At 41.3% G+C, this 21,544-nt stretch carries 25 protein-coding genes; 6 read left to right on the top strand and 19 right to left on the bottom strand.

Translation table 11 applies throughout. The features are described from left to right. Positions 1-121 precede the first annotated feature (121 nt). A complete protein-coding gene (locus L3Q70_RS00905) occupies positions 122-1,759 on the top strand; it encodes an endonuclease (RefSeq protein ID WP_062568205.1) in 1,638 nt (545 codons plus the stop codon). A 39-nt stretch (positions 1,760-1,798) separates the two neighbouring features. On the opposite strand, the gene L3Q70_RS00900 is transcribed toward L3Q70_RS00905, so the two are convergent. The 16 genes from L3Q70_RS00900 to rpsJ form a co-directional block, all read right to left on the bottom strand. Beyond that, complete coding sequence (locus tag L3Q70_RS00900; protein WP_237114699.1) at positions 1,799-2,116, bottom strand: hypothetical protein; 318 nt, start codon at positions 2,114-2,116, stop codon at positions 1,799-1,801. Beyond that, a complete protein-coding gene (locus L3Q70_RS00895) occupies positions 2,117-2,389 on the bottom strand; it encodes a hypothetical protein (protein ID WP_237114698.1) in 273 nt (90 codons plus the stop codon). A 68-nt stretch (positions 2,390-2,457) separates the two neighbouring features. Next, entirely contained in the window at positions 2,458-2,748 is a 291-nt protein-coding gene (locus L3Q70_RS00890) for a hypothetical protein (RefSeq protein WP_062568203.1), read from the bottom strand. 39 nt (positions 2,749-2,787) lie between these two features. Further along, the gene (locus L3Q70_RS00885; RefSeq protein WP_237114697.1) at positions 2,788-3,549 is read right to left on the bottom strand and encodes a hypothetical protein; all 762 of its coding nucleotides are present in this window, start codon (positions 3,547-3,549) and stop codon (positions 2,788-2,790) included. Positions 3,550-3,697: 148 nt separating this feature from the next. Continuing rightward, positions 3,698-6,556, bottom strand: a complete 2,859-nt coding sequence (locus tag L3Q70_RS00880; RefSeq protein WP_237114696.1) for a TonB-dependent receptor — start codon at positions 6,554-6,556, stop codon at positions 3,698-3,700. A 650-nt stretch (positions 6,557-7,206) separates the two neighbouring features. Further along, on the bottom strand, positions 7,207-7,464 hold the full coding sequence (rpsQ, locus tag L3Q70_RS00875; RefSeq protein WP_054552372.1) for a 30S ribosomal protein S17: 258 nt from the start codon (positions 7,462-7,464) through the stop codon (positions 7,207-7,209). Then, entirely contained in the window at positions 7,464-7,655 is a 192-nt protein-coding gene (gene rpmC / locus L3Q70_RS00870) for a 50S ribosomal protein L29 (protein WP_004588692.1), read from the bottom strand. The genes rpsQ and rpmC overlap by 1 nt, the downstream gene beginning before the upstream one ends. Then, positions 7,655-8,068 (bottom strand): 50S ribosomal protein L16, encoded by a 414-nt coding sequence (rplP, locus tag L3Q70_RS00865; RefSeq protein WP_036974208.1) that lies wholly within the window; start codon positions 8,066-8,068, stop codon positions 7,655-7,657. The genes rpmC and rplP overlap by 1 nt, the downstream gene beginning before the upstream one ends. Before the next feature lie 12 nt (positions 8,069-8,080). Further along, a complete protein-coding gene (gene rpsC / locus L3Q70_RS00860; protein WP_062568200.1) occupies positions 8,081-8,782 on the bottom strand; it encodes a 30S ribosomal protein S3 in 702 nt (233 codons plus the stop codon). Between the two features lie 11 nt (positions 8,783-8,793). Next, on the bottom strand, positions 8,794-9,126 hold the full coding sequence (rplV, locus tag L3Q70_RS00855) for a 50S ribosomal protein L22 (protein WP_055016519.1): 333 nt from the start codon (positions 9,124-9,126) through the stop codon (positions 8,794-8,796). A 14-nt stretch (positions 9,127-9,140) separates the two neighbouring features. Further along, a complete protein-coding gene (gene rpsS / locus L3Q70_RS00850; protein ID WP_010376377.1) occupies positions 9,141-9,419 on the bottom strand; it encodes a 30S ribosomal protein S19 in 279 nt (92 codons plus the stop codon). Positions 9,420-9,435: 16 nt separating this feature from the next. After that, positions 9,436-10,260: a 50S ribosomal protein L2 gene (gene rplB, locus L3Q70_RS00845; RefSeq protein ID WP_036974212.1), complete on the bottom strand. Its 825-nt coding sequence runs from the start codon at positions 10,258-10,260 to the stop codon at positions 9,436-9,438. A 17-nt stretch (positions 10,261-10,277) separates the two neighbouring features. Beyond that, complete coding sequence (gene rplW, locus L3Q70_RS00840; RefSeq protein ID WP_054552368.1) at positions 10,278-10,580, bottom strand: 50S ribosomal protein L23; 303 nt, start codon at positions 10,578-10,580, stop codon at positions 10,278-10,280. Next, complete coding sequence (gene rplD, locus L3Q70_RS00835; protein WP_062568199.1) at positions 10,577-11,182, bottom strand: 50S ribosomal protein L4; 606 nt, start codon at positions 11,180-11,182, stop codon at positions 10,577-10,579. The genes rplW and rplD overlap by 4 nt, the downstream gene beginning before the upstream one ends. A gap of 17 nt (positions 11,183-11,199) precedes the next feature. Beyond that, positions 11,200-11,835, bottom strand: coding sequence for a 50S ribosomal protein L3 (rplC, locus tag L3Q70_RS00830; RefSeq protein ID WP_036974218.1), 636 nt, complete (start codon positions 11,833-11,835; stop codon positions 11,200-11,202). A gap of 27 nt (positions 11,836-11,862) precedes the next feature. Next, positions 11,863-12,174, bottom strand: coding sequence for a 30S ribosomal protein S10 (gene rpsJ, locus L3Q70_RS00825; protein ID WP_002957900.1), 312 nt, complete (start codon positions 12,172-12,174; stop codon positions 11,863-11,865). A 420-nt stretch (positions 12,175-12,594) separates the two neighbouring features. On the opposite strand from rpsJ, the gene plsB reads away from it, so the two are divergent. After that, entirely contained in the window at positions 12,595-15,045 is a 2,451-nt protein-coding gene (plsB, locus tag L3Q70_RS00820) for a glycerol-3-phosphate 1-O-acyltransferase PlsB (protein ID WP_062568198.1), read from the top strand. Here the strand turns inward: plsB and tesB are convergent. Continuing rightward, positions 15,042-15,899 (bottom strand): acyl-CoA thioesterase II, encoded by an 858-nt coding sequence (tesB, locus tag L3Q70_RS00815; RefSeq protein WP_062568197.1) that lies wholly within the window; start codon positions 15,897-15,899, stop codon positions 15,042-15,044. The genes plsB and tesB overlap by 4 nt on opposite strands. Positions 15,900-15,978: 79 nt before the next feature. Here tesB and L3Q70_RS00810 point away from each other — a divergent pair, with 79 nt between their 5' ends. Together L3Q70_RS00810 and L3Q70_RS00805 are read left to right on the top strand one after the other, a co-directional pair. Continuing rightward, a complete protein-coding gene (locus L3Q70_RS00810) occupies positions 15,979-16,440 on the top strand; it encodes an EVE domain-containing protein (RefSeq protein WP_062568196.1) in 462 nt (153 codons plus the stop codon). Positions 16,441-16,516: 76 nt separating this feature from the next. Then, positions 16,517-17,548 (top strand): cytosolic protein, encoded by a 1,032-nt coding sequence (locus L3Q70_RS00805; protein ID WP_237114695.1) that lies wholly within the window; start codon positions 16,517-16,519, stop codon positions 17,546-17,548. Position 17,549: 1 nt separating this feature from the next. On the opposite strand, the gene L3Q70_RS00800 is transcribed toward L3Q70_RS00805, so the two are convergent. Both L3Q70_RS00800 and L3Q70_RS00795 read right to left on the bottom strand, forming a co-directional pair. Further along, positions 17,550-17,762: a hypothetical protein gene (locus L3Q70_RS00800; RefSeq protein ID WP_062568194.1), complete on the bottom strand. Its 213-nt coding sequence runs from the start codon at positions 17,760-17,762 to the stop codon at positions 17,550-17,552. Then, positions 17,759-18,829, bottom strand: coding sequence for a potassium channel family protein (locus tag L3Q70_RS00795; RefSeq protein ID WP_237114694.1), 1,071 nt, complete (start codon positions 18,827-18,829; stop codon positions 17,759-17,761). The genes L3Q70_RS00800 and L3Q70_RS00795 overlap by 4 nt, the downstream gene beginning before the upstream one ends. Before the next feature lie 146 nt (positions 18,830-18,975). Between L3Q70_RS00795 and L3Q70_RS00790 the strand changes: the two genes are divergently transcribed. Both L3Q70_RS00790 and L3Q70_RS00785 read left to right on the top strand, forming a co-directional pair. Further along, positions 18,976-19,926 (top strand): chemotaxis protein CheV, encoded by a 951-nt coding sequence (locus L3Q70_RS00790; protein ID WP_237114693.1) that lies wholly within the window; start codon positions 18,976-18,978, stop codon positions 19,924-19,926. Positions 19,927-20,080: 154 nt separating this feature from the next. After that, positions 20,081-21,394, top strand: coding sequence for a TIGR00366 family protein (locus tag L3Q70_RS00785; RefSeq protein WP_237114692.1), 1,314 nt, complete (start codon positions 20,081-20,083; stop codon positions 21,392-21,394). The last annotated feature ends 150 nt before the right edge of the window (positions 21,395-21,544 follow it).

Raw genomic sequence — 21,544 nt, 5'->3', positions numbered from 1 at the left:
ATGTAAATTTTAATTAACAAATGCGTATATAAAATAATCCAAAAATTATCAATTCTGTAAAAAACCTGTCATTGTTATCATCTATTGTCCACCATTTGAAAACACATAATAGGGAAAATCTATGCCATACGGGATTAAGAAAAAGCTCATACTTACTAGCAGCTTACTTTTTTTAAGCAACACAGCGTTTGCAAATATTAATAATGCAGACTTTGAAACTTGGTCAGCAAACACACCAACAGCTTGGAGCACGATTGATAGTGGTATCAGCATTAGTGCTAACAACAGTGTGGTTTACTCTGGCGAATATTCTGCACAAGTCACTGTTAACACTGGCACACAAAGCAATACTGATTTACAGCAGCTCGTTGATGTTGTTGCGGGCGAAAGCTACGAGTTTTCTGCTTGGGTTTACCATACCGAAGGTGGTGTGAAAGCACGCTTAGTGGTTGATGGCTATCAGGACTATTCAAATTCAGCATTAACCAATCAATGGCAACAAATTAGCTATCAGTACACAGCTCCAACAACAACCGCTATCAATGTTGGCTTACGCTTTTACGACGTAACGGGTTTTGATGGCAGCGAAGTGGTTTATGTCGATAATTTTGCACCCAGCACAGGCACAACCCCACCACCGACAGGTAGTTGCACAGATAATCAAGTATCGTTAGTGCTCACCACTGACAACTATGGTGAAGAAACAAGTTGGCAAATAACAAATGCCCAAGGCAGTACAGTGGCATCTGGCGGCAGCTATGCAGCGAATACTCAGTATAGTGAGCAAGCCTGTTTAATTGATGGTGACTACACATTCACTATTTTTGATAGTTACGGTGATGGCATGTGTTGCTCGTTCGGTAATGGCAGCTACAACCTCTCTCTAGGCCAAACGGTGCTTGCCAGTGGCGCAAACTTCCAAAGCTCAGAGGCGACACCGTTTACATTAGGTGATAGCGCTGGCGGTGATGATGGCGGTACAACACCACCTGATCCGACAGGCTATTATGTGACTACACAAGGCCTCACAGGCTATGCTCTAAAAACAGAGTTGTACAACATTATTAAAGATCACAACTCGCAAGGTTACTCTGCTATTTGGAGTTTTTATGACATTGCCTCACGCGATAAGTATTTTGAAAACGATAACTCAATTCTAGACCGCTACTCAGAAAACCCGACAGGTCAAGATAGCTACAACTATGTAGCCGTAAGCGATCAATGTGGTACTTATAACAGTGAAGCTGATTGCTACAACCGTGAACACTCTTTTCCGAAAAGCTGGTTTGGCGGCACTGTTGAGCCTATGAACTCTGATGTACACCACATTTTCGCAACCGATGGTTATGTAAACTCTAAACGCAGTAACTACCCATTTGGTGAAGTAGGAAGCGCAAGCTATACCTCTAGTAATGGTAGTAAATTGGGCAGCGCAGCGAGTTCTTTAAATTACTCAGGTACTGTATTTGAACCTATTGATGAGTTTAAAGGCGATTTTGCAAGAGCCTATTTCTATATGGCAACACGCTATCAAAATGTCATTGCAAGTTGGCAAAATAAAACTACTTACAGTAACGCTGTACTTAACGGCACCTCAAATCAAGTATTTGAGAATTGGGTTGTCGCAATGCTACTAAAATGGCACAACGAGGACCCTGTCAGCCAATTAGAACTTGATCGCAACCAAGCGGCATATGAGCACCAAGGTAACCGTAATCCATTTGTCGATCACCCTGAGTTTGTTGGGATGATTTGGTAATATCATAAGCCAGGCGCTTAGCTCAGCTAGGTGTCTGGTTTAACTGTCCAACAATATAACTCGTTTTTCGGCGACGAGTTGCTCCACAAATTGTTTTTCGAGGTTCCAAGGGTGACGCTTCCAACCTTGAAAACCAAAACCTGCAATATGTACGTATTTAAACCGCACTAAAAAGTAAGCAATTGCCAAAGTACCAGAACTAACACAACGAGGCCGATGCATCGGTGAGCCAAGGGCTAATAATTCATTTAATAATGATTGGCGAAACTGTGCTGTTAAACGCTCTACTTGGCACTTTTGCGCATAGGCTGAGATTAGAGCCTCCCCGAAATCTACCTTACCTTTACGTTGTATCAATTAAAAAAAACATTGCGCTACAGAATTAGGAGTTGGATCGGTGATCATAACCTGGCTCAGCCCTTCGAGAGACATTTGTGGTGTGTTTAATAAACTCAGGGCTTGTCGGCCACGCCCAACCAACCACAAGTCAGTACAACGTTGGCCTAAATAATCAGGCATTGCTGCACAATGGTTAAACCTAACCACTCGTGGGCAATGATTTACTTGCTCAGTAAGATCTGTATTGATAGGACCATTACCTAAGATAATGATTTTTGGCTGCTCTTGCATAAACTAAGCGACTTTTCTTTCTTAAAGCAGCTTATTTGACGCTAGCAGTGTGACTGGTTAATGACAATTCAAGATAAATTTAACCAATGAGTGAGTCGTTTATGTTCTATCAACAGCATGTTGTCGTGTTGTTGTTTGGTCTGATAACCAAGTAGCGGCAGCACGTGCTTTAATAACTCATGGTGTTGCTGTTGTAGTGAATAATGCGTGACCTTTAATGTTTCTAACAACTCCCGAGCATAAAGCGATCTCGATTGCAGCGACTGCCAAGTACGAATCTGTATTTCGACGATTTGTGAAATTGAAGTGTTATAGTTATTAAGTTGCAAACTTAACAAGTAGTTTTCTAATGAGTTCATAATAGCGTCCTTTTAAAAACGCCACTTTAAAAGCTCAAGTTAAGTTGAGGTAAAGTATTTTGTTATTTTTTTGCGCCATTTATTCATTATTTCCTTAAATAATTTAGCCTCTTTATCTTCACAGGGTCTGGGCGATCCGCTTGGTACTCCTGACTTGCCAAATACGGTATTAAAATCGATGTCGTAACATAGCCCATTGAGCATTTCTGTTCGCTTGCTGCCATTGCCATTTTGCCAAAGTATTGTTGCTTTATCAGAGACAGTTAATTGTGCAGGCACTGTAACCCCGCCTACAGGCGAATTATTATTTGCAGCATCAATCTGACCAAGTGCTGAAGCATTAGAAAAGCCATTTTCAAACTTAAGCTCTGGGATTGGTGCATAAGGATTCAGCTTTTTAAATGGTTTTTCAGCTGTTTCTTCACTATTCGTTTTAGGCTCAGCAGTTAAAGTTTCTACCTCTTTACTGGATTTAGCGACTACAGCTTGAACTTCTTTAGGCTCTTTCAAAGAGCGATTAGCCGCTTTTGTATCAGCTGACTGTCCTAAATGACTGGGTTCAGCCTCTTTTGTTTGCGGTTTCAGTCTTGAGTCATTCTGCTTTTCTTTTGAGGTTATTTTTTCACTTTTTTTTATACTAGGTAAAGCCGTGAGATCAACACTAACGTATGCGTGTATTACATTCACAGAATCAGAGACAGGTGATACAGATACAGACCGCATATGCTGCGCAAATAGAAACAAGATTACAGCATGCAGCGCAATTGAAATCATCCATGCTTTGTAGCTTCCCTTTAACACCTAAACTCCTCACTTTTTATTTTAAGAGTGTTAAAAAAACGAAATAGTTCAGTGCCCAGAGCTTTAACAGATACAAAAAAGCAGCATCTTTTAGAATATACAATCAAAAAGCCCCAGCATGTGCTGGGGCTATCAAAACACTTAAGGATTAAAACTTATAGTTAACACCTAGTGTGAAGGTGCGACCGTTCAAATCAAAGTATTCACCGTCATCATAAAGACTTGGGTGTCTTGGTGGAGTGCGGTCAAATACATTTAACATACCACCACGCACTTGTAGGCCATCAGTAATATTATAACGCGCTGTTAAATCCCACTTCGTATAAGATGAGATATCGTTATAGTTATTATCTTCAGCTACCCAGTCGTTTGACCAAACAGTACTGTGGCGATAGGCACCGATTAAATTTACCTGTAAGTTTTCATAGGTATAGTTCGTTGTGAAACGTGCCTTCCAGCGTGGATCTGTATACTCACCTGCAGCATTACGTTTATCAGCTTCTTTACCTGTTAAGTTTTCATCGTTTTTAGACATGTAAGTGGCAAGCATATTCATTCTGAATGAGCCAAATGTTGTATCAAATGAATATGTTACTTCCATATCCGTACCCGCAATACTGTTACTTGCAGAGTTAATAGGTTTCAGATCATACGAATCAATTTCAAAGGTATCTTTATTACGATAGATAAGTGGGCAATATGGATTATCTGTACTCTCAAATTCATAACAGCTTTCAATCACTGTTTTTGCTTTAGGTGTACGGATCATATCTTCAAGATCGAACTCCCAATAATCAAGAGTAATACTTAAACCATCAACAAATGAAGGTGTGTATATAACACCAACAGTTAAATCGTGCGCACTTTCATTTTCAAGATTAATATTACCTAAATTGAAACCAGAGTGGTTAGTACGCTTCCAGTCTTCACTTGGAACCCAACCTTCAGGAATGCCTTGCGAGCGACAGTTATTGGTGATGTTTTCTTTATACTCACCTGCATTATCAATTTGGCCTTGTTCACATGGGTCATCAAAGCTTTTAAAAGTCTCTGAACGGGCTTGATAAAGCTCATTTATGTTCGGTGCACGAACTGATTTAGACTTATTAATACGGAAACGAATATCATCATTAAGTACATAGTTAAAACTTAACTTCCATGCGTCATCAGTGCCTGTTGATGAGTAATCCATGTAACGATATGCCGCTTCAAGGAAAATTTCATCGGCAAATGATGCATCTACAACAAGCGGAATAGAGAACTCTGCAGCGGCCTCACTGACATCAAATGAACCTGATAATGCCTCAGATTGATTGTTAAAAATCAATCCTTTACGCATAGCGGGATCAGGTAAAGTTGATGATGCTTCTTTACGATGCTCAATGGTAAATGCTGTAGCAATTGGTCCCGCTTCTAGCTCAAATAAATCACCGCTAAACGTTACACCATAAGTTGTTTGATCAACTGTTGCACGGCGAGTTGCATCTGTCTTTACATAATCAAGCGCTTCTTGCGAGGCAAGACCTGTTCCCCAAATATTAAGAGGCACACAGCCTTCACGGGCAGTTACTTCATCTCTAGAACGATCGGCACAGACAATATCGCCATCAATTTCAACGGCATCTAATGACTTATTAAAATTGTCGACAAGCATTTCACCGTGCCAAGTTGTATCCGCTTGTACTGAGCCACGTTGTACATAAGCTGAGTAAAACCAGTTATCGGTTATTTCACCTTCAAAGCTTAAAACACCTTGAATAAGCTGACGCTTTTGATCGTATACGCGGTTACCTAGTGCGTCTGTAGTAATATACGCTGTATATGTGTCCATATCACGATCAGAGAAAAACTGTTTTGTCTCATCACTAAAGAACGCATTATCTGTACGCATACCACTTAAAGTATGGAATGCAGGCGAGCTTTCACCATAGGCATGCGTATTTGAATACGTAAGCTCAAATGCCATTGAGTGAGCATCACTAAACGCATAGTTCACATTCGATGATAAATTTAAACGCTCAAGTGGTGTACGCACATATTTATGATTTAAGAAATGATAGCCATCGCCTTCATTACCAACATAATATTGCGTATTACGGCTACCTGGCGTTGAACTTGCTGGTAAATATTCACCACTTGCAAATGGACGAATTGAACCGTCATCAGCAAAGATATAATGACCATCAGATGTGAAGAAATCACCTGTTGGACTATAAAAGCCAAGCGTTGTGCTACCTGTTTGATCATAAATGATTCGACGAGGAATGCCATCTTCATCATTTAAGTTATCAGGGTGGTCTAAAGAAATAACACCGTTACGAATAAAGTCTCGTTGATCACCACGTAATTGTTTTGAATCCGAATAAGAGATATTCGTTACAAAGCTTGCTTTTTCACCTTCGTTACCAAAAGTGAATGATACATAAGACTCTTCACCGCCGTCTTGTTGAGGCTGCGATGTTGATGCATCAAATTCAAAGCCTTGGAATGATTTCTTAGTAATAATATTGACCACACCAGCAACCGCATCTGAACCATACACAGCTGAAGCGCCGCCGGTTGAGATTTCCATACGCTCAATCATTGCGGTTGGAATATTATTTAAGTCGACGGCGCTACTGCCCGGAGCACCCGCAATAAAGCGGCGTCCATTAACAAGTACGAGCGTACGTTCTGCACCTAAACCTCGTAAGTCTGTATTACTCAAGCCATTAGCAAAAACGTTATCGTTTGTTGTCTCAGGTGATAAACCAACTGTAGCCGATGGCATCTCGCTTAATAGTTCAGCGGCATTAGTAATACCCGCATTAACCATCGCATCGCCCGTAATAACAGTAACAGGAGTTGGAGACAAATCACCAATACGCTTTATTTTTGAACCCGTAACTTGAATACGCTCAACTTGCTCATTACCTTCATCTGCAGCAGTGGCAAAATGTGATAAACCAAGCCCTGTTATACACAGGGCAGCCTTTATATTAAATGATAATGTGTTTAACTTGCTCATTTTCCCTTCCAAATGATTATTTTATTTTTTATTTGCGTTTTACATCAATACACCTATATCAATAACCAATAAAGGTACATAAACGCAAAACTCATTATAAATTTAAAAAGGAACAATTAAATAAAACTATTGATACATATGTAAATATATGTAAATCAAATAAATAACCAATACAATCAGTAACTTGAGATAAAAATAATTTCCACACCTCACATTATTAATTATAATATTACATATAAACAATAAATTTACAAAAGCATAAATCTGGATAAAAAACACATATAAAATTAAAAACAAAACAACAAAGTAACAATATAGCTCAAAAATAAACCTATTATTTAAGGTTGATTCTGAAAAAGTATTTCATCACTTATTTTTGACAATAATAAATTTTGAGCCAGCTTATAAAAAATGATTAAATATCTCTTTCTTAAAACGACACGGTTAACTTTATTACTTCAATCGTTATTTTCTATTTAATTAAGTGGTCTGTTTTTTGAACACTTGCGAATTACTGTAAATCAAATTACGCAAGCTTTTTCATACAAAGATGAATGACAGTAAACACTAACTGAAATGGCTGTTTAGAGTTTGAAAACAAAAAGCCCCAGCAAGTGCCGGGGCTTTTTAAAAGTAAACTTAATTAAAAATTAAGCTTTCTTTGGACGCTCAACAACGTCTACTAAAGTCCAAGACTTAGTCTTAGAAATAGGAGCACACTCAGAGATAGTAACTACGTCACCAGTTTGAGCTGTGTTGTTTTCGTCATGTACGTGTAGTTTAGTCGTACGTTTGATGAATTTCCCATATACTGGGTGCTTCACGTAACGTGCGATAGCAACAGTGAAAGACTTATCCATCTTGTCGCTGATTACACGGCCTTGAAGAGTACGGATTTTATCGCTCATTATTGACCTGCCTTCTGGTTAATAATTGTTTTTACACGCGCGATATCGCGACGTACTGTTCTTAGCGTGTGTGTCTGAGCTAACTGACCAGTGCTTGCTTGCATGCGCAGGTTGAACTGCTCACGAAGAAGTCCTAGAAGTTCAGCGTTTAGCTCTTCTACGCTTTTGTCTTTTAGTTCGCTAGCTTTCATTACATCACCGTCCGAGTTACGAAAGTTGTTGTGAATGGTAATTTACGCGCTGCAAGGTTAAATGCTTCACGAGCAAGCTCTTCAGAAACACCTTCCATTTCGTAAAGTACTTTACCAGGTTGAATTTCAGCAACCCAATATTCAACAGAACCTTTACCTTTACCCATACGAACTTCTAATGGTTTGTTCGTAATTGGCTTATCTGGGAATACACGGATCCAGATTTTACCTTGACGCTTTACGTGACGTGTCATAGCACGACGAGCTGCTTCGATTTGACGAGCAGTCATACGGCCACGACCAGTAGCTTTCAAACCGAAAGTACCGAAGCTTACTTTGTTACCGTTTTGCGCTAAACCGCGGTTGCGGCCTTTGTGCATTTTACGGAATTTTGTACGTTTTGGCTGTAACATTACTCGCTACCTCTACTTAGCACTTTTTTTGGCTTTCTTTGGCGCGCGTTTAGCTGGCTTCTCTTGCTCTTGTACTAGTGGTAAACCACCAATAACTTCGCCTTTGAAGATCCAAACTTTAACACCAATGATACCATAAGTGGTTAAGGCTTCAGAAGTTGCGTAGTCGATATCAGCACGTAAAGTATGTAGAGGTACACGACCTTCACGATACCATTCTGAACGTGCGATCTCAGCACCGCCAAGACGACCGCTAACTTCAACTTTGATACCCTTTGCACCAATACGCATTGCGTTTTGTACCGAACGCTTCATAGCGCGACGGAACATAACACGACGCTCTAGCTGTGACGCAATACCGTCAGCTACTAGTTGTGCATCAAGTTCAGGCTTACGAACTTCAGAAATATTGATCTGAGCCGGAACACCTGCAATCTTAGTTACTGCTTGACGTAGTTTTTCAACGTCTTCGCCTTTTTTACCGATAACAACACCAGGACGAGCTGTGTGAATTGTTACACGGATAGATTTAGCTGGACGCTCAATAACGATTTTAGACACAGAAGCCGCTTTTAATTCCTTAGTAAGGAATTTACGTACTTTGTGATCGCCAAAAAGCTGATCAGAGAAATCTTTTGAATTCGCGTACCAGGTAGAAACCCAAGGTTTAGAGATACCTAGGCGAATACCAGTAGGATGAACTTTTTGTCCCATTACTTATACTCCTAGCTATCTGAAACCACAACAGTGATGTGGCTTGTACGCTTAAGGATGCGATCTGCGCGTCCTTTAGCACGTGGCATAATACGCTTCATTGTAGGACCATCGTCCACAAAGATCGTAGCTACACGTAGCTCATCAATGTCAGCACCTTCGTTATGCTCTGCGTTAGCAATAGCAGACTCAAGTACTTTCTTAACTAATACAGCCGCTTTTTTAGGGCTGTACGCCAGGATTTCTAGAGCGCGATCAACCGGAAGTCCGCGGATCTGATCTGCAACTAGACGAGCTTTTTGCGCCGAACCAGAGGCGAATTTATGTTTAGCTAATGCTTGCATTTATCATTCCCCTCTTAACGTTTCTTCGCTTTCTTATCCGCAGCGTGACCGCGGTAAGTACGAGTTGGTGCAAATTCGCCCAGTTTGTGACCGATCATTTCGTCTGTGATAAACACAGGAACGTGCTGACGACCATTATGGACAGCGATGGTCAATCCGATCATGTTAGGTATGATCATTGAACGACGGCTCCAAGTTTTAATTGGCTTCTTGTCACCGCTTTCCAACGCTTTCTCTACCTTCTTCAGCAAGTGTAGGTCAATAAAAGGACCTTTCTTGAGAGAACGTGGCATGGCTATTCCTCAACTATTATTTAGTACGACGACGTACGATAAACTTATCAGTACGCTTGTTCTTACGTGTCTTAGCACCTTTAGTCGGTTTACCCCATGGAGACACAGGATGACGACCACCAGATGTACGACCTTCACCACCACCGTGCGGGTGATCTACCGGGTTCATGGCAACACCACGAACTGTCGGACGGATACCACGCCAGCGATTTGCACCAGCTTTACCTAGTGAACGAAGCATATGCTCAGCATTACCTACTTCACCAAGTGTTGCGCGACAGTCAGCTGGAACTTTACGAACTTCGCCAGAACGAAGACGTAGAGTCACGTATTGACCTTCACGTGCAAGGATTTGAACGTATGCACCAGCAGAACGTGCGATTTGCGCGCCTTTACCTGGTTTTAATTCTACGTTGTGAACAGTCGAACCTACAGGCATGTTACGCATTGGTAATGTGTTACCAGCTTTGATTGGTGCATCAACACCAGACTGGATTGAATCACCAGCTTTTAAGCCTTTAGGTGCAATAATGTAACGACGCTCACCGTCTGCATATAATACAAGAGCGATGTTTGCGCTACGGTTTGGATCATACTCTAGACGCTCAACAACAGCTGGAATGCCATCTTTAGTGCGTTTAAAGTCGATTACACGGTAATGATGCTTGTGACCACCACCGATGTGACGAACCGTGATACGACCTTTGTTATTACGACCACCAGACTTAGAGTTTTTCTCTAGTAGTGGTGCGTAAGGTTTACCCTTATGTAAATCTGGGTTAACCACTTTAACCAGGTGACGACGACCCGCAGAAGTTGGTTTACACTTTTGAAGTGCCATAATTCTAACTCCCCTTATTACTCGGCGCCGCCGACAAAGTCTAGCTCGCTACCTTCTTTAAGAGTAACGTAAGCTTTCTTCCAGTCTGAACGACGACCGAAACGCATGCCAGTACGTTTTGTTTTACCCTTAACGTTTAGTGTGCGAACACCAGTTACTTCTACTTCAAAAAGCTTTTCTGCTGCAGCTTTGATTTCAGCTTTAGTTGCATCAGAAGCTACTTTGAAAACAATCGTGTTGTTCTCTTCAGCAGCGATAGTGCTTTTTTCAGAGATGTGTGGAGCAAGGATCACTTTTAAAAGACGTTCTTCACGGATCATGCTAGCGCCTCCTCAAGTTGCTTAACAGCAGCAGCTGTAATAAGTACCTTATCGAAAGCGATTAGGCTTACAGGATCGATACCAGCTACATCACGCGTGTCAACCTTGTATAGGTTACGTGCCGATAAGAAAAGATTCTCATCTACTTCTTCAGTCACGATTAGAACATCTTTAAGCTCAAGTTCTTTAAGCTTAGCAACTAGTTCTTTAGTTTTTGGTGCTTCAAGACCAAACTGTTCAACAACGATTAAACGCTCTTGACGAACTAATTCAGATAAGATGCTTTTGATCGCACCGCGGTACATTTTACGGTTTACTTTTTGGCTGTGATCTTGTGGTTTAGCTGCGAAGCTAACGCCACCTGAACGCCAAATTGGGCTACGAATTGTACCAGCACGTGCACGGCCAGTACCTTTTTGAGACCATGGTTTTTTACCACCACCGCTTACTTCAGAACGTGTCTTCTGAGCACGAGTACCTTGACGAGCACCTGCTGCGTAAGCAACAACTACTTGGTGTACTAATGCTTCGTTAAACTCACGTCCAAAAGTAGCTTCAGAAACTTCAAGAGCGCCAGAAGCGTCTTTAATTGCTAATTCCATCACTAAATCTCCAGGACTTATGCTTTAACAGCTGGTTTAACGATAACGTCACCGCCGATAGCGCCAGGTACTGCACCTTTAACTAAAAGCAAGTTACGCTCAGCGTCAACGCGAACTAGTTCTAAGTTTTGAGTCGTTACACGCTCAGCACCCATGTGACCGGCCATTTTTTTACCTTTAAACACCTTACCAGGTGATTGGTTTTGACCGATTGAACCAGGAGCACGGTGAGATAGAGAGTTACCGTGAGTCGCGTCTTGCATGCTGAAATTCCAGCGCTTAACACCACCTTGGAAACCTTTACCTTTAGAAGTACCGGTTACGTCAACTTTGTTGATTTCGTTGAATAATTCAACAGTAAGCTCAGCGCCTACTTCAAAATCGCCTTCACCACCATTTAGGCGGAATTCCCACAGACCGCGACCCGCTTCAACACCAGCTTTAGCGAAGTGACCCGCTGCTGCTTTGTTTACACGGCTTGCTTTTTTAGTGCCTGCGGTTACTTGAAGCGCGTTATAACCGTCAGTTGCTTCAGATTTGATCTGAGCAATACGGTTAGGAGTCGCTTCGATAACTGTCACAGGGATAGATACACCATCTTCAGTGAAGATACGTGTCATACCCACTTTACGACCGACTAGACCTAATGCCATTTTCCTAAAACCTCTCTAATCTTCCGATTAACCCAGGCTGATTTGAACATCAACACCAGCAGCAAGATCTAAACGCATAAGAGCGTCAACAGTCTTGTCAGTTGGTTCTACGATGTCGATCAGACGTTTATGGGTGCGGATTTCGTACTGATCACGCGCGTCTTTGTTAACGTGCGGTGAAGTTAGTACAGTAAAACGTTCAAAGCGTGTAGGTAGTGGGATTGGACCACGTACTTGTGCGCCAGTGCGTTTCGCAGTTTCCACGATTTCCGCCGTTGATTGGTCAATCAAACGGTGGTCAAAAGCTTTTAGGCGAATACGAATGCGTTGATTTGACATTCTTAAACCTCAATATAAAGAGCATTTAAAAAGAGCATAAAAAAACGACCGAAACAATCTTACTAACTAAGATGTCGGCTGCTTTCTTATATCTACGTTGAACTCCAAATCGGAGTTCCTGTTTTATTAGCTTGAAATCCAAGCTTAATCTTTCCTTCCAAGTTCCCGAGGGAATTTTGAAAGCCTGCGTATTATAGTGATATTGGTGATAAATGCAACAACAATTTTGAAAAAATCCACAGCCCCAATTAAAATTTGTTTAATTTTCGAACTTTATCAATAACATTGCCGTCTTTACTTTATACTTGTGCAGTCTGAGGCGCGCAAGCATCGCTTTTAAATGGTCAGTCCAGTTAATAATTGCTATTCTATTGCGCTTATTTTTGCCTCTATTACTACTTTATTTACTTTGGTGAGTTGATGCGTATCATTAATCGTTGTTTGAATTTTATGTCAGCAGGTATGAACCGCTTGTTTGTAAGAAGCAAGGTACTGCCTGACAACCCGATTGAACAATATAACCTAAACCCAGCTAACCCGACTTTCTATATAGTTAAGCTTAATGCACGCTCAGATTTGGCTGCACTCGCACGCGTGTGTAAAAAATATGGTCTACCAGACCCAACACAAGAGCAGCTTTTAGGGCATGCTGAACTTAATCGCTTTATTGGTATTCAAAACCCTCCGCCATTATTTGGGGACAAAAGTAAACCCAGTAATGCGCTGCAACAAGGCAAGCAAATCATTGATCATTTGATGCGCACGGGAGAAAAAAACGTGCAAGTGATCCCCGTGACTATTTTATGGGGTCGTAACCCAGGTAAAGAAAAACCTGGCTTAGGGACGTTAGTATCGCACTCGCTCACACCAAGTTGGTTCCGCAAGTTTTTTGTATTGCTATTCTCTGGGCGCGATAATTTTATTCGTTTTAGTCAGCCCCTGGACTTATCACTGCTAGTGAACGAAAAAGCAGACGTGGATGAGCTACCACACAAACTACTGCGTGTTGCACGCGTTCACTTCAAACGTCAAAAACTGGCTGCAACTGGCCCTAAAATGCCATCGCGAGAGCAGCTATTCAATTCGCTACTTGCTTCACCAACAATTAAAAAAGCCATTCAAATTGAAGCCAAAGAAAAGAACATCAGCCAACAGCAAGCACGCCAAAATGCGCTGAAACTTCTTGATGAAATAGCGGCAAATTACAGTGATGCAACCATTCGTGTTGCTGATCGCGTGTTAACTTGGTTATGGAATAAGCTTTACAACGGTATTGATATTAAGTTTTCTGAACAAGTCAATGAGCTGACTGATAAAGGCCACGAGATTATTTATATGCCGTGTCACCGCTCTCATATGGACTACTTATTACTGACCTACTCTATTTACCATTTAGGTTTGGTACCGCCGCATATCGCGGCAGGTATTAACTTAAACTTCTTCCCAGCCGGTGGTGTATTCCGCCGTAGCGGTGCGTTCTTTATTCGCCGCTCATTCGCGGGCAATAAACTGTATTCATCAGTATTCAAAGAATACCTGAGTCAGCTGTTTATCAAAGGTTATTCAGTAAAGTTTTACACTGAAGGTGGCCGTAGCCGAACTGGTCGTTTGTTACCGCCAAAAACAGGTATGCTCGCTATGACGTTGCAAGCCATGCTACGAGGTATTGATCGCCCTATTTCGATTGTGCCTGTATACATAGGTTATGAGCACGTAATGGAAATTAATACCTACTTAAAAGAGCTTGCCGGTAACGATAAAAAAGGTGAGTCGATATTAGGTATCTTTAAAGCGATTAAAAACCTGAAAAACTATGGGCGTGGTTACTTAAACTTTGGCGACCCTATTTCGATAAACCAATACCTGAATGAGCAGCAACCTGATTGGCGTGAATCTATTCACCCAACCGATGTACAAAAACCACAATGGCTTGGGCCGCAGGTCGCCAACCTTGCTGATAAAGTCATGGTTAATATTAATAGCGCCGCGGCACTCAATGCGGTGAATCTACTGGCCATGATTTTATTAGTTAATGATAAACATGCGTTAAGTAAGCCTAAATTGATTGCTCAGCTTGAGTTTTATCTACATTTACAACGCAGCGCGAGTTATAGCGACAAAGTAACAACACCAGACGAAACGGCTGAGCAGCTATTAGAGCATGCGCTTAAGCTTAATAAATTTGATGTTATCAGCGATGAGTTTGGTGAAATTATCGCGATTAACGACAAAGAGAAAACGTTATTCAACTATTACCGTAATAACGTATTGCACTTGTTTGCTGTGCCAAGCTTGCTTGCACTGCATTTATTTAAAGCGCATAAAACGACGATGGCAGATTGCCACGCTTTGATTGCACGCTTTTACCCACTATTTGCCAAAGAGTGGTTCTTACATGAGTTAGATGAAAACTACATTACGCGTGTTCTTGCCAGCTTTGTTGATCAAGACCTCATTGAAATTGACGGTGATAATATAAAAATCACCAACAGCAGTGATTGCTTAGCAAAACTAGAAATACTCGGTCGCGCTTTAAGCTTAACTTTACAACGTTATGCAATCGTTATTGGTTTTATCCAAACCAGTCATGGCATTGAGCGTGCTGAACTTGAGCATGAAAGCCAAGTATTGGCAGAGCGTTTAGGGACGTTACACGGCATTAAAACCCCTGAATTCTTTGATAAGAAAGTACTCATTGGTTTTATTACAAGTTTACGTGAGCAGAAGCTGATCACTGAAACAGAACAAGGCTTAACGGGTAGCAGTGAGCTGTGTGAGGTGTATATATACCTTAAGGCATTGCTGCCAGCACGCGTCTGGCAGTCAATTGACGACATAGTGCAAAGCCAAGCTAAGCACTCAAAAGGTTAACGCTGACGCATGACCCCTTCTTGGATCGTTGAGGCAACCAAGTTGCCTTGACGGTCAAAGAATTGGCCTCGCACCAAACCACGTCCAGAGCTCGCACTTGGGCTATCAATCGAATATAAAATCCAATCATCAAGTCTAAACGGACGATGGAACCACATTGCATGGTCAATCGTCGCAACCTGCATATTCGGCTGCATAAACGATACACCGTGGGGCTGTAAGGCCGTTGGTAAGAACTCAAAATCCGATGCATACGCAAGTAAATAATTATGAATGCGCTGGTCGTCAGGCATCTCGCCATTGGCTTTAAACCAAATATGTTTCACTGGCTCCATAACTTGTGGCTTAAATGGGTTATGAAAAGTCACAGGGCGCATTTCAATCGGCACTTCGCGAATGAACTTATTGCGTATAGGTTCAGGAATAAGCTCGGCATTCGCTTGATAGAATTCAAGAGACGACTTTAGCTCTTCAGGCTGTGGCACACTTGGCATTTGCGCTTGATGCGATAACCCCTCTTCATCGCCTTGGAATGACGCCGTCATATAAAAAATAGGTTTACCGTATTGAATGGCTTTCACACGGCGGGTGCTAAAACTTCTACCATCACGAATGTTTTCTACATCATAAACAATCGGTTTTGCAGCATCCCCTGGGCGTAAGAAGTAAGAATGCAGAGAGTGAACGATGCGCCCCTCGGGTAACGTTTCTTTAGCGGCCGATAAAGCTTGGCCCATAACTTGGCCGCCAAAAACAGCTCTAAACCCTAAATCTTGGCTTTGGCCACGATATAAGCCTTGTTCAATTTCTTCTAGCGCCATTAATGACAGCAAATCATCTAATACTTGGCTCATTTATTTATCCTCAATCCCGACAAGCGTTTAATGATACTATAGACTAATTGGAAGTAAATCTTTGTAAGAGCACCTCATTATGGCTTATTGGCTTTTTAAAACCGAACCCGATGCATTTTCAATTGATGATCTAAAAAACACACCTGAGCAAACCTCTATGTGGGATGGCGTACGTAATTATCAAGCCCGTAATTTCATGCGTGATGACATGAAGCAAGGTGATTTGGTGATGATTTACCACTCCAGTTGCAAAGCAGTTGGTGTGGTAGGCATTGCAACGATAACGCGTGATGCCTACCCTGACCCAACACAATTCGATTTAAATAGCGACTACTATGACGCCAAAGCAACAACAGACAACCCTCGCTGGTTTGTGGTCGATGTGAAATATCAATCACACCTTAAAAAGCCAGTGAGCTTACAAGCAATTAAAGCCAATGAGTCAATTACCGAAATCGCCCTTAAAAAAGGCGGCCGACTGTCAGTCATGCCCGTGACTGAACATGACTGGCAGCAAATAATGACAATGAGTGAGACATAAAATCACTGTCATTTAAATGAGCCCCCAAATTTGCTAAAATACGTCACCTTTGTTTCAAGGGTAAGATGGGGTATGTATGAAATTATTGTATTGGTTAGATGAGTGGACCAAGCTACCCCGCGACGAACAGCAAAATCAACTACCATTTATTGGCGGCGACTTGCTTGGTGATGTGTATATGAAATATCACATCAGCGATGCTAATAAGCCACTGCTATTTACCTTCTCTCCTGCTGGTACCAATTATCAAGAACATGACTTAACCGACGACTTTACTCCTTGGGGCTATAAGCTCGCCAAAAAGCAGGGAATAAATATAATTGCGTTTCAACATTTAGGGAAAAGCAATTGGTTTAGACATCGGAATCTGATTTTCTTTATTGAGCAATTGGCACCTTTAGTTAGTTGCTTTACCGAGCGATTAGGTTACGGCTTGAGTCGTGGTGGCTTTGCAGTAGGTGCATTCGCTAACTTATTAAAACTCGACAAAGTACTATTATTTCACCCTGTCAGCACCAAAAATAAAGATAAAGTGCCATGGGATGATCGCTCAAGCACAGATATCGCACAAAATTTTGATTGGCACGGTGATTACCATGACTTAGATTTAGGCCACGCTAAAGGCTACATTATTTACGACCCAACAAATCGCATCGACCGTGCCCACGCTAAGCGCTACCCACAGCTTAATCATCTAAGAGTGTTCGGAATGGGACACAGTGTACATGCCACTTACCTCAGTAAGTTTGGATTTTATAAAGATGTTGCCGTTGACTTTATGCGCCACCAGCAAGTCGATATTGCACAATTTCGCCAGCAAACACGTACACTGCGTTTTAAAGAAGACTACTATCGCCGCCTTAACAAAGCGAATGCGAGTTCCGCACACCGCTTGGCACTATTGAGTACAGCCCATAACATTTTAATTGATGAAAAAGCGGAGCATGTAAAAGAAGAGCAAGAAAACGTTGATGTGCAACCTTTGTTAGATGTTGCTCTAAAACACCAAGAGCAACACCCTAAAGATGCCGTAAAATTGCTTAAAGTGGCGCAACAACTGGCTCCTGACGATCCGGTTATTGAACACAAACTAAAACAGTTAAAATAACTTAGTGTTTACTTTTCGCCTTTTTATTTTTTTTAACGTGCCCATGCTTGGGCACGATGGTTAAGTACATGATAAGTGCTAACCACGAAAACAAGATAATCCCTATTAACCATGCATTTTTTTCATGCCCCTGAGTGCGTTTGCTATTTAAAACAATCACCACAGGCAAAATATACGCACTCAATACAATAATTAAAAACGCAACTTCATTCATTCGCTCACCAATGAAGACCAATCAACTTCATTACTAAGTACACGTTCAACGGCGATGTAGTGCAAAATATCCCCCTCACTGACGGTATAATCCAGAGGTGGGTTTAAATCCATATTCTGAGCACTTAAGTTATGCGCCACACCAAGCAAAATCGCATCATGACTTTGTTTAAAGTGATGAAATAAATTACCAAACGTCATGGCTTTTACACCCTTAGGTATTGGCAAGCTAAATTGCGTGTCACCGTGTAGCGTAGATAATAATTCTTCTTGCACACGGCTTGAACCTGGGTCTTGCATCGAACGTACAAGAATTTCTGCAGACTTAGAACTACTGCATTCAACATTATTACAATGCTCAAGTAGCATCTCAATTTTAGTTTCATCATCAAAATGAGCACTAATATGGCACTGCTCATTGACCAATTTACTGATGCGTAATGCCGTTGTGAATGTTTGGTCATCGTCTTGACCATCAATAATAATTTTATCTGCCCGCTCTATAGCCACACGTTTTAACTCATCAATATCGGTAAAACTACTTAAGCGAGCAAAATCAACATGTGTATTGGCTAGAAATGGATGTTCCATTTGCTCGGTCACTGCTAATAATATGCGTCGATCAAGACGCTTGTTATCTGCCAAAATATAGTCAATCATCTTTTTTGTCCGCGTATCATGCCAACCGAAGATAATTATATGATTGTTAATATGTGAGAAGCTTTTATCACCCGTCATAGCGCGCCTAATCAAGTAAGTAACTGTTTGCCCTGTTTTTCCTAACAGAACACCAAATAATGCCAAACCAAAAGGAATTTGTAGCAGTGCAACGATCCAGCGTCCTAGCTCTGTACTGGCACTAAAGTCGCCATAACCGACTGTAGAAGTCGTGACAACATAATAGTAAAAGTAGGTGCTAATTGGCGTGAGATCCTGCTCCCCTGCAAGCACGAGTAACCACCAAATAAGCAACATATGGAAAAGTGTTGTTATTACCACAGCCTGCCAGCTAACCTGATCAATATGACTGCGTATAAGTACCACTAAGCGGTTAAAAATATGATGCATAATCCTTGCAATGTATCTTAGAAGAAATTAACCGATACGGTACTGTAATGCATAGGTTTTAGCAACTGGTGGAAAATTCTTAATGTCTGTCGATGAAAAATAATAGTAGACTATACTTTCTCTGTATTAAGTCTTAAGGGTGCAATATGTCTGGTGTTCTAGCTTCAGTCGATCAACGTACACAATTAGTTGGTGAAAATCGTTTAGAGCTCTTGCTGTTTTATCTACACAGCCGCCACTTATTTGCGCTCAATGTATTCAAAGTCAAAGAGGTTGTTAAACTTCCCCACTTAAGCAAAATACCCAATTCACATCCTAAAGTATCTGGTGTTGTCGATATCCGTGGTGAATCTATTCCTGTGATCGATTTACGTAAAGCGATTAACATGCCTGAGGCGAAACACATTGAAGATACTAACTTAGTAATTACTGAGTACAATCGCACCGTACAGGGCTTTTTAATTGGCAAAGTCGATCAGATTATCAATATGACATGGTCTGACATTATGCCACCACCCACCGCTATTGGTAAAAACCATTACCTAACTGCACTGACAAAAATTAAACGTGATAATCAAGAGCACCTAGTTGAGATTATCGATGTTGAAAAAGTCTTGGCTGAAATTATCGAATACGAAGTGCAAATCAGCGATGACATTTTAGATCAAAATATAGTCAACGAGTTCACAGGTCGTAAAATTTTACATGCCGATGACTCCCCGACTGCGCGCAAACAAGTAAGTGATACACTAACTCAATTAGGTATAGAAATAATTCCTGCACGTAATGGCCTTGAAGCATTAGAGATGCTAAAAGGCTGGGCAGACGAGGGCAAGGATGTTGAAAAAGAATTACTGATGGTAATTACCGATGCTGAAATGCCGGCAATGGATGGTTATAGGCTCACCCATGAAATTCGCCAAGATAGCCGCCTAAAAAACCTACATATCGTTTTAAATACCTCTTTGAGTGGTAGTTTTAACCAAGCAATGGTTGAAAAGGTAGGGTGTAATGCCTTCTTGTCTAAGTTTCAACCTATTTTACTTGTCGAGGAAGTACAATCGCGTTTAAGAGCTGTACTCGAGCAACAAAAATAGCCTTATAAATAATTGCCCTTTTAAATAACGCAAAAAAATCCTGATGAGCACTTTTTGAGATGCCCAATGTAAACCCACCACAGAATGTCGATTTGCCAATTAGTTATTTTCATGATTAATTGGCACAATCAATTTACTGACAACAATAAAAATTATGCTAAATCATGTTGCAAAGCCATTCACAAAACTGGTTGAGCGTTACCTACCAGATCCATTTATTTTTGTAATTTTATTAACTTTTTTAAGCTTTATCGTTGCTGGTATTTTCACACCATCGACACCGATACAAATTTTAACGGCTTGGGGAAGCGGCTTTTGGAACTTATTGCAATTTGCCATGCAAATGCTGTTAGTATTACTAACCGGTTATATGCTGGCAAGTACGCCTGTCATGCGACATCTATTAACCAAGCTGGCGGCCTTGGCTAGTACACCTGCCAAGGCAATTATACTGGTTACGTTCGTTTCATTATTAGCAAGCTGGCTCAACTGGGGCTTTGGTTTAGTAATAGGAGCTTTGTTTGCAAAAGCGATTGCCAAACAAGTTCGCGTTGATTACAGGTTACTCGTTGCCAGTGCTTATTCAGGCTTTATTGTCTGGCATGGTGGCTTGGCAGGCTCAGTACCACTGACTATCGCAACAGAGGGGCACTTTTCAGAGCAAAGTATCGGCGTAATAGGTACGGACAGTACTATTTTTTCAGGGTTTAATATCGCAATTGTCATTGGCTTATTTATTGTCATGCCACTTGTAAACCGCTACATGTTGCCAAGCAACAAAGACAGTATATATATTGACCCTGCAAAGCTAGATGATGAACCGACTCAGTCGGTAACCCCTAGCCGTCCTGCTGAAGTCATTGAGCATAGCCGCATACTGGGTATAGGGATGGGACTCATCGGCCTTGGCTATCTAGTTTATTACTTTGTACTGAGTAACGGTGGCTTAAATTTAAATAGTGTTATCGCCATTTTCTTATTCAGCGCTATTTTACTGCACCAAACACCTCATAACTTACTCACAAGCCTACAGCAAGCAATCCCAAGCGGTGCTGGAATCGTAGTGCAATTTCCATTTTACGCAGGCATTATGGCTATCATGGTTAACACCGGCCTAGCTCAGCAAATTTCCGAAGGCTTCATCGCAATAGCCACAGCCGAAACACTGCCATTTTGGAGTTTTTTAAGCGCTGGTTTTGTGAATATATTTGTGCCATCGGGTGGAGGCCAATGGGCTGTTCAGGCACCTATCGTCATACCTGCGGCACAAACACTCGGTGCCGACATACCCCGTGTTGCTATGGCCGTTGCTTGGGGTGATGCATGGACAAACCTCATTCAGCCTTTTTGGGCCCTACCTGTACTTGCGATAGCAGGACTAAAAGCAAAAGATATTATGGGCTTTTGTTTAGTGCAACTGGTGATCACCGGTGTGTTTATTGCGCTAATGCTGAGTTTTTATCCTTAAAATAAGGCTAAAGTATATAAACCCGTTTTACTAAGCCAATAAAAATATCGCAATGGATACATAGCGAGGCTTAGGGAATAGCTCTGAGATTAGCTTTTAGTGTTCGAAACAAGGTTGTTTATTTAACCGTTTCGTACTGGTTCAGTTTAT

The organism is Pseudoalteromonas sp. CF6-2 (genome assembly GCF_021729425.1).
Lineage (GTDB): Bacteria > Pseudomonadota > Gammaproteobacteria > Enterobacterales > Alteromonadaceae > Pseudoalteromonas > Pseudoalteromonas arabiensis.
This window is presented reverse-complemented; position numbering and strand designations above follow the sequence as displayed.